Source organism: Micromonospora sp. NPDC048839, assembly GCF_040649915.1.
Taxonomy (GTDB): Bacteria; Actinomycetota; Actinomycetes; order Mycobacteriales; family Micromonosporaceae; genus Micromonospora.
Genome location: NZ_JBEZGL010000005.1, coordinates 163,552 through 176,924 on the forward strand (window position 1 = coordinate 163,552; position 13,373 = coordinate 176,924).

The following is a 13,373-nucleotide window of genomic DNA, read 5'->3' on the forward strand; positions in this document are numbered from 1 at the left end:
GGATCCCGCGGCCGTCTACGGACGTGTTCGAGACGATCAGGCCTGGCGCAGCGGCGCGAGCGCGGCGCTCCAGGCGACCACCTGGTCGAGGGTGGTGGTCAGCGCGTCCCGCTGGAACTCGTTGGGCTTGAACACGCTGAAGTTCTCGAAGTCGGTGAACAGCGACAGCGCGACCTGCGAACGCACGTCGGCCATCTGCAGCTCACCGGAGATCAGCCGCAGGTGCTCGACGGCCCGCGCGCCGCCGACCGAGCCGTAGCTGACGAAGCCCACGGCCTTGTTGTTCCACTCGGCGTACAGGAAGTCGATCGCGTTCTTCAGGGCACCCGAGGTCGAGTGGTTGTACTCGGGGGTGACGATGATGAACCCGTCGTAGGAGGCGATCGTCTCGGCCCACCGCAGCGTGTGCGGCTGGGAGTACTGGCCCATCGACGGCGGGTACGCCTCGTCGAGGTGCGGCAGCTGGTAGTCGAGCAGGTCGATCAGTTCGTACTCCGCGTCGGAGCGCTGCTTGGCGATCTCGAGCACCCAGCGGGCAACGGCTTCACCGTTACGCCCCGGGCGGGTGCTGCCGAGAATGATCCCGATCCTGGTCATGGTGGCGCCTTTCCTCGGTACGTGGGCTGACGGCCCGACGCTAGCCGGTGGTTGCTTGGTCAAGCAAATGTCGCTCTTATGGTCGTGCTCACACGCTGAGTGAGCAATTGCTCAATCAAGCAAGTATGCTGGGAGGATGTCCAACCCCGCCGCAGAACCTCTGCAACCCCTCAACCCCGACGAGGAGGCCCTGGTCCGTGCCCTGGGCCAGGTGATGCACGTGCTGCCCCGCGCGATCGACGCCGACATGGTCGGTGACCGTCAGCTACCGCTCACCGAATACACCGCTCTGATGAACCTATCCGAGGCGCCGGACCGGCGGATGCGGATGAACGAGCTCGCCTCGGCCTGCTACCTCTCGCTCAGCGGCATGACCCGCACCATCATCCGGTTGGAGACACAGGGCCTGGTCAAGCGGGAGCGCTGCGCGGAGGACGCGCGCGGCTGGAACGCCGTGCTCACCGATGCGGGGTTCGCCCGCCTGGAGGAGTCCTGGCCCAGCCACCTGAACGCCGTCCGCCGGCGCTTCCTGCAGCACTTCGAGAGCTTCGACCTCGCCCAGTTGACCCGCGCGTTCCAGCGGGCCGGCACCGCCGAGAGCACCGAGACGACCGACTGAGCCCGGCCCGGCCCGGCCCAGCCGGTCGCCCGGCGGCTCAACCGGGTAGCTGCCCGGCCGCGACCAGCGCCCACGCCAGCAGCCCGAAGGCACCGGTCGACGCGACCGCGCGGACCACGTTGCCGCGTACCCAGCTCACCTCGAAACGGTCCCGCAGCGCCGCGAGGTCGGTGCCCCCGTCCACGTCGCCGGCACGGGCCAGCACGTTGTTGAGCGGCACGTTCACCGCAGCGGTGACACCGAGCACCACCAGGTACAACAGCAGCCCGGCGACGATCCACGGCAGCACCGCCCGGCGGTCGGTGGCCAGGTGCAGCGCCGCCGCCAGCAGCGTGAACAGCAGCGCACCGCCGAAGCAGACGGCGAACCACCCGTTGAGGATCGACTCGTTGATCCGTCGCATGGCGAGCACCAGCGTCCGGTCGTCGGTGCGGCCCAGGCCCGGCATGACCGCGTACGCGAAGGCGGCGAACAGCCCCGCGGTCAGGCCGGTGGTCAACGTGGCGACGAACAGGCTCGCGGTACTCAGGAATCCCATGGGCCCCATTGCACCCGCTGGCACGCCTGCTGACCAGACCCGATCATGGTCACCGGGTCGGGGCGTGGGCGGCCAACGGGTTGACGAGGGTGCCGACGAACTGCAGCGCCGCCGACGGGTCGGCCAGGTCGATCATCTGCTGGTTGTCGCGTAGCTGGAGCCGGTTGAGGCAGGACAGCGTGAACTCCGGTGCGAACAGGTCGTAGTGGCGGACCCGCTCGGCCAGGTGCGGCACTCGGTCGAAGTAGTCGGCGGCGCAGGCCGCGACCGTACGCCAGAAGTCGTCCTCGGCGAGCACACCGGCCTCGACCAGCACCGCGTTGAGGTGGCGCAGGAAGCAGTCCACCACGTCGGTGAAGATGGTCAGCAGCTTGGTGTCGTCGGGTACGTCGATCCGGATCCGTTCCACCTCGGCGGGCAGCTCGACCTTGTCGCTCATCACCGCGATCTCCTCGGCGATGTCCTTGAAGATCACCCGATGGACCGTGTCGTGCTCGTCGAGGACCAGGATGACGTTCTCGCCGTGCGGCATGAAGGCCAGGTCGTGGGCGTAGAAGCTGTGCAGCAGCGGGGTCAGGTAGGCGTCCAGGTAGCGGCGCAGCCACACCTCGGGGGCCAGGCCGGAGCGGGCGATCAGCGCCGCCGCCAGTGAGCCGCCGTCGTCGTCGACATGCAGCAGCGCGGCCATGGTGGACAGTCGCTGTCCCGGCGCGAGGTCGGGCACCGGGCTCTCCCGCCACAGGGCGGCCAACATCTTCCGGTACGGGGAGGTGCGGTCGGTCGCCGCCTCGTACTGCCGGTGCCGGTAACCCACGGCGGCCCGCTCCCGGATGACGGTCAGGCCGGTGCCGGTCAGCACCTCGTCGGAGGCGATCAGCTCGGCCAGCCAGTCGTTGATCGCCGGGGTGGCCGCCATGTACGCCGCCGACAGCCCCCGCATGAAGCCCATGTTCAGCACCGACAACGCGGTCTTCACGTAGTGCCGGTGTGGCGCGGTGACGTTGAAGAAGGTGCGGATGGACTGCTGGGCGAGGTACACGTCCGGCCCCGGGCCGAGGTGCACCAGCCGGCGCGCGGCCAACTCACCGGCGAAGGTGACCGCCAGCTTGTTCCACCACTGCCACGGGTGCGCGGGGATCAGGTGGTAGTCGGCGAGGTCCAGCCCGAGATCGGCCATCGTGGCCGCGAACCGGGCCAGGGTCTCGGCGTCCAGCTCGCTCTCGATCAGCGTGTCGTAGTCGAGGTCGGCGGCGCTGCTGAACGTCGAGTGGTCCCGGTGCGCGGCGAGCCACTCCAGCCGGACCGGGGCGGCGGCCTCCGGCGCGTACCTGTGGTACTCGTCGACGCCGAAGCCGAGCCGGCCGTTGTTGGCCACGAAGCAGGGGTGGCCCTCGGTCATCGACGTCTCGATGGTCTGGAAGTCCGCGTCGGCCAGTTCGGCGGCGCTCGGCGCGGCCTGGGCCAGCTTGTACGCGGTGCCGGCAAGCGTCGAGGTGATCTCCTCCAGGTAGACCGGGAGCACCCGCGCGGAGAGGCCGAGGGTGCCGCGCAACTCGACGATCAGGTCCACCGCGTCGGGCGGCAGCGTCGTGTCGTCGCGGTGTCGGGTGATGCTGTCCGCGTCGATCTGCCAGTGCGCCAGGGCGAGGACCCGCGCGACGAACCGGTAGGTGACCGCGCCGTCGTCGCTGCGGACCTCGTACCACTGCCGGTCGTCCGGACCCGACACCGGCTGTGGGGTGAGCAGCCGTTCGTGGGTGAACTCGGCGAGCGCCTTGCGGACCAGCAGCCGGTTGGCCCGGGCCCAACGCTGGGGGGTGAGATGCGCGACCGGGTCGCCGGGGCTGTCGTACGCGGCGGCGACGGTGGTCTGGGCGGGGACGGCGGTGGCGGTCACGCCGGGGCTCCTTCGGTTCGGGTGGCGGCGGTTCGGGTGGCGGCGACGTGGTCGGCCGCGGCGCGGTCAACGGCGGCCTGGAACTGTGCTCGGGTGCAGACGCTGAGCAGCGCGTCCTTCTCGGGCTTGGCGATCGGGCCGACGACCTCGAAGCCGACGGCGGCGTTCAACGCGTGCACGGCGGTGTTGCGGACGTCCGGCTCGACCACGACCCGACGGGTCGCCGCGTCGGCGAAGAGCCAGGCCATGACGGTGGTGAGCACCGCCCGGGTGAAGCCGTGCACCGGAGTGCCGACCGGCGCGCAGAGGAAGTGCATGCCCACGTCACCGGGCTGGTGGTCGTACCGGCCGACCAGCTCGACGTGGGCTGGGTCGTAGCGTTCGGCGAGGAACGCCGGACTCCCCCGCCACAGCCCCAGGTACGCGTCGTGGTGCGGGTGCGCGGCGATCTGCCGGTACTCGTCGGCCACCCGGGCCACGTCGGCGTCCTGCATCAGCCAGAACGCCGCCTTCGGGTGGGTGACCCAGGTGTGCAGCAGCGCGGCGTCGGCATCGGGGTCGAGCGGACGCAGCGCGAACTCGCCGAGCCGATCGTCGGCGCGGGTGAAGACGGCGCTCACGACGTCACCCCGAACTCCTGGAAGGTGATGCTCTTCTCGATCGGGTAGTACTCCCGGCCGAGCAGTTGCCGGATGATCCAGGAGTTGCGGTAGGCGCCCATCCCCAGATCGGGTGAGGTGATGCTGTGCGTGTGGGTGCCCGCGTTCTGCAGGAAGATGCCCCGCCCGGTGTGGTCGATGCTGTAGTTGCGGGCCACGTCGAAGCGGCCGTGCGCGTCCCAGCGGATCCGATCGCGTACCGGCGCGAGGAACTCCGGCACCCGGTAGTGGTAGCCGGTGGCCAGGACGAGGCCCTCCGTACGCAGCGTGAGGTCCCGTTCCTGCTCGACCTGACGCAACCCCAACGTGTACGCGCCGTCCTGGTGGGTGGCGCTGACCAGCTCGGTGTTGGTGAGCAGGCGGGTGTTCACCGGCCCGTTGACGCTCAGCGCGTACAGCAGGTCGAAGATGTCGTTGATCAGGTCGGCGTTGATCCCCTTGAACAGGCCCTTCTGGTCGGACTCCAGCCGGTAGCGGGTCGCCTCGGGCAGCGCGTGGAAGTAGTCCACGTAGTCCGGTGAGGTCATCTCCAGCGTCAACTTCGTGTATTCCAACGGGAAGAACCGCGGCGACCGGGTCACCCAGTTGAGCTGGTAGCCGTACCTGTCGATGTCACCGAGCAGGTCGTGGTAGACCTCGGCGGCGCTCTGTCCGCTGCCCACCACGGTGATGCTGCGCTTGGTGCGCAGCGCCGTCCGGTGCTCCAGGTAGCGGGAGTTGTGCACGGCGTCGCCGGCCAGGTCGGCGACCGTGTCGGGCAGGTGCGGCGGCGTGCCGGTGCCGAGCACCAGGTGCCGGGCGCGATATTCGACGGTCTCCCCGGTGCCGGTGCTGGCCCGCACCACGTACCGCTGGTCGGCGGTGTCGAACTCCACGGTGGTCACGGTCTGGCCGAAGCGCAGGTTCGGCAGCTTCGCCGCCGCCCACCGGCAGTACGCGTCGTATTCGCTGCGCAGGGGGTAGAAGCTCTCCCGAATGTAGAACGGGTAAAGCCGGCCGATCTCCTTGAGGTAGTTGAGGAAGGAGTACGGCGAGGTCGGGTCGGCGAGGCTGACCAGGTCGGCGATGAACGGGGTCTGCAACCGGGCCGACTCCAGCAGCATGCCGGGGTGCCAGGCGAGGCTCGGCCGGGCCTCCAGGAACACCCCGTCCAGGTCGTCGATGGGCGCGGTGAGGCAGGCCAGCCCCAGGTTGTACGGGCCCAGCCCGATGGCGATGAAGTCGTGGGTGGACATCCGGGTCTCCAGGGGCGAGTTCGGGTTCACGGCATCAGCCGACGTGGCAGGCCGGTCGGCATCAGCCGACGTGGCACGTCAGCTCGGCGGCGACGTGGTCGTGCACGTACCGGCCGGCGTGGGTGGCGATCAGGTCCAGCACGTAGCCGACGTCGTCGACGGTGGTGGCCGGGTTGAGCAGGGTGAACTTCAGGAAGTGTCGGCCGTCGACCCGGGTTCCGGCGACCACGGCGAGACCGGAGGCCGCGAGGGCCTCCCGGGCGTGCAGGTTGGCGGCGTCGGCGAAGCCCCGGCCCGCTCCGGTGGGGAGATACCGGAAGACCACGGTGCTCAGGTCGGAGCGGGTCACCACCTCGAAGCGGGGGTCCTCGCTGACCAACTGCCACGCGTCGGCGGCCCGGTCGATCACCTCGTCGAAGAGCGCGCCGAGGGCGTCCGGCCCCATCACCCGCAGGGTCAGCCAGAGCTTCAGCGCGTCGAAGCGGCGGGTGGTCTGCAGGCTCTTGTCGACCTGGTTGGGGATGCGCTGCTGCACCATCCGGGCCGGGTTGAGGTAGTCGGCGTGGTAGGTGGCGTGCCGCAGCGCCTGCCGGTCGCGGACCAGCAACGCGCTGGAGCTGACCGGCTGGAAGAAGGACTTGTGGAAGTCCACGGTCACCGAGTCGGCCCGCTCGATGCCGTCGAGCAGGTGCCGCCGCGTCGGCGAGACGAGCAGACCACAGCCGTACGCGGCGTCGACGTGCAGCCAGACGCCTGTCGCCGCGCGGATCTCGGCCAGCTCCGGGAGCGGGTCGATGGAGCCGAAGTCGGTGGTGCCGGCGGTGGCCACGACGGCCATCACCACCAGGCCGGCCTGCCGGCACCGCGCGATCTCCTCGCGGACGGCGGCCGGGCGGATCCGCCGCCGGGCGTCGGTGGGCACCGCGATCACGGCGTCCGGGGCGAGGCCGAGCAGCTTGGCCGACTTCTGCACGCTGAAGTGACCGGCGGCGGAGGTGAGCACGCGCAGCCGGGGCAGCAACTCGGCGCGCGCCGCCGGTCCGATCGCGTCGGCGCACGCCTCCTCCCGGGCCAGCAGCAGGGCCTGGAGGTTGGACTGGCTGCCGCCGCTGGTGAACACACCGTCCGCGGTGGGACCGAGCCCGATCCGTTCGGCGGTCCAGTCGATCAGCCGCCGCTCGATGAGTGTCGCTCCGGCGCTCTGGTCCCAGGTGTCGAGCGACGAGTTCACGGCGGTGAGCACCGCCTCGCCGAGCAGCGCCGGGATCGCCACCGGGCAGTTGAGGTGGGCCAGGTAGCGGGGGTGGTGGAACCAGACGGCGTCGCGCAGGTAGACGTCCTCCAGCTCGTCGAGCGCGGCGCTCGCGTCGCCCAGCGGCCGGTCCAGGTCCACCCGGTCCACCAGGGGGGCCAGCTCGGCCGGCGTGATGCCGGTGAGCGGGCGGTCCACCGTGGCCACCCGGCGGGCGACCCGGTCGACGCCCTCGGCGATGGTCCGCCGATACTGCTCGACCGAGCCGTCCTGCAACAGGTGGGCCCGCGCGGCGGCCGGCGCCGGTCGTGGCGCGGTGGTCTCGACGGGGTACGTCGGCACGGTCACTGGATGTCCTTCCACGTTCTCGACGAGGGCAGCCGGAACCACCCCCGGGGCGGTCGTGCGCCTCCGGGGGCAGTGCTGCCGTTCAGCTGACCTTTTTCGCGTTGCGGGTGGCGGACGTCGCGGCGTCGGTGCCGCGTACGGCCGACCGGATGGCCGGGGTGGCGACGCCACCGGCGCCCGGCAGGCCACCGCGAACGGGGCGACGGGCGGACGGGGCATCGGGCATGGTGGTGTCTTTCGATCAGGGGTGGCCGGGGTCGACCAGGGCAGCGAGGTTAGGTTAGCCTAACCTCGGTCATTGTCAACAGCGGTTCGCCGTCACACCACTGGGGAGCCCACACGTGAATGCTCGGCGTTTCCGCGACCCGTGGGGCGTACCGCACCTGCGGGCCGACGACCCGCTCGCGCTGGCGGCGGCGCAGGGCCGGGTGACCGCGTACGACCGGGCGTGGCAGATCGAGGTGGAACGGCATCGCGCCCAGGGCAGCAGCGCCGCCTTCCTCGGCGTCGACGCGCTCGGCTGGGACCGGTTCGCCCGGCAGGTCCGGCTCGACGACACCGCACGCCGCTGCCACGCGGCACTCGACCCGGCAACCGCCGAGTGGGTGGGCGCGTACGTGGACGGGGTCAACGCGGGCCTCGCCGCCGGGGCGGCACGGACGCCGGAGTTCACCAAGACCGGGCTGCGACCGGGCCGGTGGGAGCCGTGGACACCGCTGGCGGTCTGGCTGGGCCACCACATCCTGTTCGCGGGGTTCCCGGGCAAGCTCTGGCGTGAGCACGTGGCGCAGCGGCTCGGCCCGGAGGCGGTCGACGCGTTCGCCACCGACGGTCCCGCCGTGGCCGGCAGCAACGGGTGGCTACTCGCCGCCGCGCGCACCGGCACCGGCGCGGCGCTGCTCGCCGGTGACCCGCACCGGTTCCTGGAGGATCCCGGCGTCTACCAACAAATCCGGTTGGCCTGCCCGGAGTACGACGTGGTCGGGTTGGCGGTGCCGGGCGTGCCGGGCATCGCGCACTTCGGGCACACCGGTGCGGTGGCGTGGTCGATCACCAACGCGATGGCCGACTACCAGGACCTGTACGCCGAGCAACTGCGCCGCGACGGCGACCACGTGCAGGCCCTCGGCCCGGACGGTTGGCGGCCGGTGCACGCCCACGTCGAGACGATCCTGGTGGCCGGGGCCGACCCGGTCCAGGTCGAGGTGGTGGAGACCGATCGGGGTCCGGTGATCAGCGGCGGGCCGGACGACGCGACGGCGATCAGCCTGCGTTACCCGCCCCGGGTACGCGCCGAGCTGGGCTTCGCGACGCTGCCGGAGCTGCTGCGCGCCCGCACCGTGACCGATGTGGACCACGCGCTGCGGCACTGGGTGGAGCCGGTCAACGTGGTGCAGGCGGCGGACACCGCCGGTGGGCTGCTGCACCGGGTCGCCGGGGCGGTGCCGGTGCGGCATCCGGACAACGGCCGGCGGGTGGTCCCCGCCTGGGAGGCCGCGCACGCCTGGCGGGGCTGGTACGCGCCGATGCCCCGAGCCGAGGTGGTCGGCCGGGCCGTGATGGCCAACGAGCGGGGGCTGGCCACGCCGCTCGGCGTCGAGTTCGCCCCACCGCACCGGGCACACCGGATCGCCGAACTGCTCGACACCGGGCACGCCTGGACGGCCGACGAGATGGCCGCGGTGCACACCGACACTCACCTGGGCTCCGCCGGGCCGCTGCTGGCGGTGCTGGCCGAGTCGACCGGGCTCGGCCCGACCGCCGCGGCGCTGCGCACACGGCTGCTGCGCTGGGACCGACGGATGGCCGCCGACAGCACCGACGCGGCGGAGTTCGCCCTCCTGCGGGCCGCGGTCGTCCGCCGGTTCGCCGCCCACCCGGCGCTGGCCGCGCTGGCCGAGCCGCCCCCGTACCCGGAGGTGTTCGCGCCCTGGTTGGCGCTGACCCCGCGCGTCGGTCACGCGCTGGAGCACCTGCTCGGCGCGGCCCCGCTGCCCGGCGTGGACGTGGCCGCGCTGGTGCGCGCCGCGGCCGAGGAGGTCGCCGAAGCGGCGGACGGCCCGGTGCGGTGGGGGGACCTGCACCGGCTCGCGGCCTGGCGGGCGCTGCCCGACCCGGACGCCGGACCCGGCCCCGGACTCGACGGCGACCACGACTGTGTGCTGGCCACCTCCAGCGTGCCCGGGGTCACCCACTGGTGCTTCCGAGGGCCGGCGGCGCGCTTCGTCTGGGATCTGGCCCGGCGCGAGGACAGCCGCTGGGTGGTCCCGCTGGGCGCCTGCGGGGTGCCCGGCGACCCGCACCACGACGACCAGACTCCCGCCTGGCTGGCCGGAAAACTGTTGCCGGTGACCACGTCCTGGGACCAGCTCACCGAGGAGCGGGAATAGGACGGCCGCCGGCCGGGATGCCGAGGCACCCGACCGGCGGCCGGTCACACGGGCGTCAGCGCAGGCCGAACGCCCGGGTGATGTGCTGACTCACGGTGTTGCCGGCGGCGTCCCGCGCGGTGGTGCGCAGGCTCACGAAGCCGGCCTTCGCCGGTGCGGCGAGCGAGGTACGCCAGCCGTCCCCGTGCCGGCTCAGGCGCTGCTTCTGCCAGGTCGCCCCGTCGTCGTAGGACACCTCGACGGTGACCACGCCGACCGTGCCCGAGACACCGGGCAGGTGGGCGGCGACCACCGTCAACGGTGCCCGCCGCGACGCCCTGCCGGCGGAGTCGAGGGCCACCCGGTAGTCCAACTGGATCATCGGCAGCACCGCCGACGACTCCTCGCCGGTGGCGGCCGAGGTGAAGCCCCACTCGGTGCGGGTCTGCCGGGAGTACGGGTTGGTCCAGGCGGCCCGGTCGTTCTCCACCACCAGCCGGTACGGCAGACGCTGCGCCGCCAGGCCGGAGACCTGGAGATACTCGGCGTTGCCCCAGTTCAGCTCCCGGTCACCCTGGTAGAGGGTGGTCCGGTTGACCATGTCGTAGTTGGCACGCGCCTCACCGATGTGACCACCCCCGTCGCCCCAGCCGGGCGCCGGCAGATAGAGGGTGTCCAGGTAGCGCACCGGCACGTAACCCCCGCCCATCCGGGGTCGCTGGATCGGCCCGAACCACTCGACGGCGCTCGGCCGGCCGGCCGGATAGGTGGCCACCTCCATCAGGTGCTGGCCCGTCTCGCCGACGATGAACGCGTCGTCGATCCACCGCTCGCCGGCGGTCACCCAGTCGGTACGCCGACCCTGGGCCGGGACGGTCTCCTGGTTGCCCGAGGCCATGCCCTTCCAGACGTCGGTGCGGAACTCCAACGCCTTACCCGGCCGGTAGTTGCGGAACTCCACGTCGACCCGGGCCAGGTCCCGCTTGGCGGGCCGGTAGGTGGGGTCGGCCGGCACGGTGCCCGTCCAGTGGTGCGCCACGTCGTACAGGTAGGTGGTCTCCGGGTGCGACTCGGCGGTCAGCCGCACCGGGCCGTGGCCCAGCGCCGCGATGAGCTGGTCGCCCTCGTCGGCGGTCAGCGTCGCCACGGTCACCGGGGCCGGGCTCTGCGGGCTCCACGGCGTCTCGTCCCAGGGGTCGAGCCGACCGACGCCGTCGTTGACCACCAGCAGCAGCTTCGCCCCGGCCGCCGCGACGGCCCGCGCCTGGGCGGCGATGTCCACGGTGTCGCTGCGCCGGACCACCACCGCCCGGTCCCGGACCGGACGCTTGGCCAGCCCGGCCGCCGAGGTGTCGGCGACGTAGACCGCGTCCAGCTGGCGACGACCGGCCGGCAGCGCGGGGGTCGCCCGCTTCACCAGCAGATCGTCGTACGCGCGGCCGGCCGCGGAGATCGTCAACGCCGGCTGTTCGAGCCGCCACCGGGCACCGAACTCGAACTCGCCGTCGGTGACCGTGCGGCTCGTCGGCAACGCCCACATGCTGTCGTACGAGTCGTTGGGCAGCACCTGACTCTCGGTGAGGCCGTTCGCGGTGGACCGGTGGATGTCCATCCGCAGCGAGGTGGCCGTGACCTGCTGCGGCACCGTGGCCCGTACCTGCCGGGCGGCCCGCGCGTCCAGGGTGACGGTGCGGTCGCGGTCCAGGTCGACGTCGGTGAAGCTGAGCATCGCCATGCCCTTGGAACGCGGCCCGTTCACGCCGCGCACGTCCGCGGTGATCCAGCCGGTCCAACTCGCCACCGGCAGCCGCAGCGTGGCGGTGCCGCTCTCGGGCAGGTCAACGGCGGTGAACAGCCCGTCGGTGGTGAGGATGACCTTGCCGACGAGCGGTTTGCCGTCCCGGTCCTTGGCGACGAGCGTCAGGTTCTGCCGCTGGCCCTCCTTACCGGCACCGATCAGGGTGCGACCGCGGACCACGCCGGCGTCGTCGGTGGCGACGATCATGCCGCTGACCTGCTTCTCCACCGGCAGCTTGTCGTACGCCGCGGTCAGCGTCACCGTGGCGGTGCCGCCGGCGGGCACGGTGACCCGGTCGGCGGAGAGGGCGAAGAGGCCGGCCGGCGCGGTGGTCGCGTCGAGGGCCAGCTTCAGCGTGACCGGCGTGGCGCCGAGGTTGGTGTAGGTGACCGTCCGGTCGACGGTCCTCCCCGGCTGCTGCGGCCAGGCCTGGAAGCCGGAGTACGCGCTCGGGGTGGCGAAGACGGTGGCCCGGGTGGCGGCGACCGCGTCGACCCGACCGGCACCCGCCTGGTACGGGGTGTACTGCGGGGTGGCCTTGACCGTGCTGACCAGCGCCTCCTTGATGCGCTGACCGGTCCAGTCCGGGTGCGCCGCGGCAACCAGCGCCGCCGTGCCGGCCACGTGTGGGGTGGCCATCGACGTGCCGCTCATCAGCGTGTAGTCCCCCGACCCACCGCGTACGTAGTGGGAGCGGGCCGCCAGGATGTCCACGCCGGGCGCGGTGATCTCGGGCTTGAGCCCGCCGTCGCCGGCGCGTGGCCCCTGGCTGGAGAAGTCGGCGAGGTGGTCGGTGGCGTCCACGGCCCCCACGGTGAGCGCGGAGTCCGCGGCTCCCGGGCTGCCGATGGTGGCCGGGCCACTGTTGCCGGCGGCGATCACGAACAGCGCGCCGGTCTCGGCGCTGAGCCGTTCGACGGCCTGGCTCATCGGGTCACTGCCGTCAGTTGCCTCACCGCCCAGGCTCATGCTGACGACCCGGGCCTTCTGCTCGCGGGCCGCCCACTCCATGCCGGCGATGATCCACGAGTTCTGCCCGCTGCCCTCGCTGTTGAGCACCTTGCCGATGTGCAAGCGGGCACCGGGGGCGACGCCCCGCTCGACCCCGCCGGACGCGGCGCCGGTGCCGGCGATCGTCGAGGCGACGTGTGTCCCGTGGCCCTTGTAGTCGAGGATGTCCGGCTCCTCGGGCACGAAGCTGCTGGACTCGGCGATCTGCCCGGCGAGGTCCGGGTGCTCGGCGTCGGCACCGGAGTCGAGGACCGCGACGTCGACACCGGTGGCGGTGTTGCCCTCGGCCCAGACGGTCGGGGCGCCGATCTGCGCGGTGGAGTCGGCCAGATCGGCGTGGACCCGTCCGTCCAGCCAGACCTTGGCGATGCCGTTGGCGAGGGTCGGGGCGGCACCCGTACGCCGGGCGGTGCCGGCGGTGAGGGCGGTCCAGAACCGGTCGGCGGTGGCGCGCTGTCGCGTCAACGCGGCACCCCGCACACTGTCGAGCGGGCGGACCAGCTCGGCGCCGTCCACTGTGGGGCGGGTACGGGCGCGGACCGCCGCGTCGGTCATCGTGACGATCAGCGGCAGCTTGTCCGTGTGGGTGTCGTCGTAGCCGTCGGCGATCAGCTCGGTGACGTTGAACAGTTGCCGGTCCAGCACGCCGCTGGTGACGTACGGCAGCGCGCTGTCCGGGTAGACGTACGTGTCGCCGTTGAGCACGGTGCGGTGGAAGGTCGGCGTGCTGCCGTCCGGGCGGCGCACGGTCGACACGGTGCTGCCGTCCGCCGCGGTGGTCACCGTGACCGTGTCACCGGTGATCAGCGTGACGGTGGACGCACGTCCGGCGGCGGCCGGGGGAAGGCCGACCGGACGGTCGGGGATGGTCGGCGGGGCGGCGGACGCCCCCGCGGCGGGTGGGGTGAACCCGGCCGCCAGGGTGAGGGCGGTGCCGAGGGCGATCAGCCCGGATCGGCGACGCCGGCGAGACAGAGCCAAGATGACCTCTTTGCGTCGAGAAGTGGTACGCCGCACAGCATCGACGCAACACCCACCCTCGATGCCCAC

Annotated in this window: 10 protein-coding genes; 2 read left to right on the top strand and 8 right to left on the bottom strand. The window is 72.2% G+C overall.

Annotated features, from left to right (window positions below):
* Positions 1 to 36: 36 nt before the first annotated feature.
* Entirely contained in the window at positions 37 to 597 is a 561-nt protein-coding gene (locus AB0C25_RS11990) for an NAD(P)H-dependent oxidoreductase (RefSeq protein WP_357372286.1), read from the bottom strand.
* 136 nt (positions 598 to 733) lie between these two features.
* On the opposite strand from AB0C25_RS11990, the gene AB0C25_RS11995 reads away from it, so the two are divergent.
* A complete protein-coding gene (locus AB0C25_RS11995; RefSeq protein ID WP_357372288.1) occupies positions 734 to 1,216 on the top strand; it encodes a MarR family winged helix-turn-helix transcriptional regulator in 483 nt (160 codons plus the stop codon).
* A 37-nt stretch (positions 1,217 to 1,253) separates the two neighbouring features.
* On the opposite strand, the gene AB0C25_RS12000 is transcribed toward AB0C25_RS11995, so the two are convergent.
* The 6 genes from AB0C25_RS12000 to AB0C25_RS12025 all read right to left on the bottom strand — a co-directional run bounded on the left by AB0C25_RS12000 (position 1,254) and on the right by AB0C25_RS12025 (position 7,371).
* Entirely contained in the window at positions 1,254 to 1,754 is a 501-nt protein-coding gene (locus AB0C25_RS12000; protein WP_357372291.1) for an anthrone oxygenase family protein, read from the bottom strand.
* 49 nt (positions 1,755 to 1,803) lie between these two features.
* Entirely contained in the window at positions 1,804 to 3,651 is a 1,848-nt protein-coding gene (locus tag AB0C25_RS12005; protein ID WP_357372293.1) for an IucA/IucC family siderophore biosynthesis protein, read from the bottom strand.
* Positions 3,648 to 4,271 carry a GNAT family N-acetyltransferase gene (locus AB0C25_RS12010; protein ID WP_357372295.1) on the bottom strand — a complete coding sequence of 208 codons (624 nt, stop codon included), beginning with the start codon at positions 4,269 to 4,271 and terminating at the stop codon, positions 3,648 to 3,650. The genes AB0C25_RS12005 and AB0C25_RS12010 overlap by 4 nt, the downstream gene beginning before the upstream one ends.
* The gene (locus tag AB0C25_RS12015; RefSeq protein ID WP_357372733.1) at positions 4,268 to 5,545 is read right to left on the bottom strand and encodes a SidA/IucD/PvdA family monooxygenase; all 1,278 of its coding nucleotides are present in this window, start codon (positions 5,543 to 5,545) and stop codon (positions 4,268 to 4,270) included. Before AB0C25_RS12015 ends, AB0C25_RS12010 begins: the two co-directional genes overlap by 4 nt.
* Positions 5,546 to 5,606: 61 nt before the next feature.
* On the bottom strand, positions 5,607 to 7,145 hold the full coding sequence (locus tag AB0C25_RS12020) for an aspartate aminotransferase family protein (RefSeq protein WP_357372297.1): 1,539 nt from the start codon (positions 7,143 to 7,145) through the stop codon (positions 5,607 to 5,609).
* Positions 7,146 to 7,227: 82 nt separating this feature from the next.
* Positions 7,228 to 7,371, bottom strand: coding sequence for a hypothetical protein (locus AB0C25_RS12025; protein ID WP_357372298.1), 144 nt, complete (start codon positions 7,369 to 7,371; stop codon positions 7,228 to 7,230).
* A gap of 115 nt (positions 7,372 to 7,486) precedes the next feature.
* On the opposite strand from AB0C25_RS12025, the gene AB0C25_RS12030 reads away from it, so the two are divergent.
* On the top strand, positions 7,487 to 9,535 hold the full coding sequence (locus AB0C25_RS12030; protein ID WP_357372300.1) for a penicillin acylase family protein: 2,049 nt from the start codon (positions 7,487 to 7,489) through the stop codon (positions 9,533 to 9,535).
* 55 nt (positions 9,536 to 9,590) lie between these two features.
* On the opposite strand, the gene AB0C25_RS12035 is transcribed toward AB0C25_RS12030, so the two are convergent.
* Positions 9,591 to 13,304, bottom strand: a complete 3,714-nt coding sequence (locus AB0C25_RS12035) for a S8 family serine peptidase (RefSeq protein ID WP_357372302.1) — start codon at positions 13,302 to 13,304, stop codon at positions 9,591 to 9,593.
* Between the last annotated feature and the right edge of the window lie 69 nt (positions 13,305 to 13,373).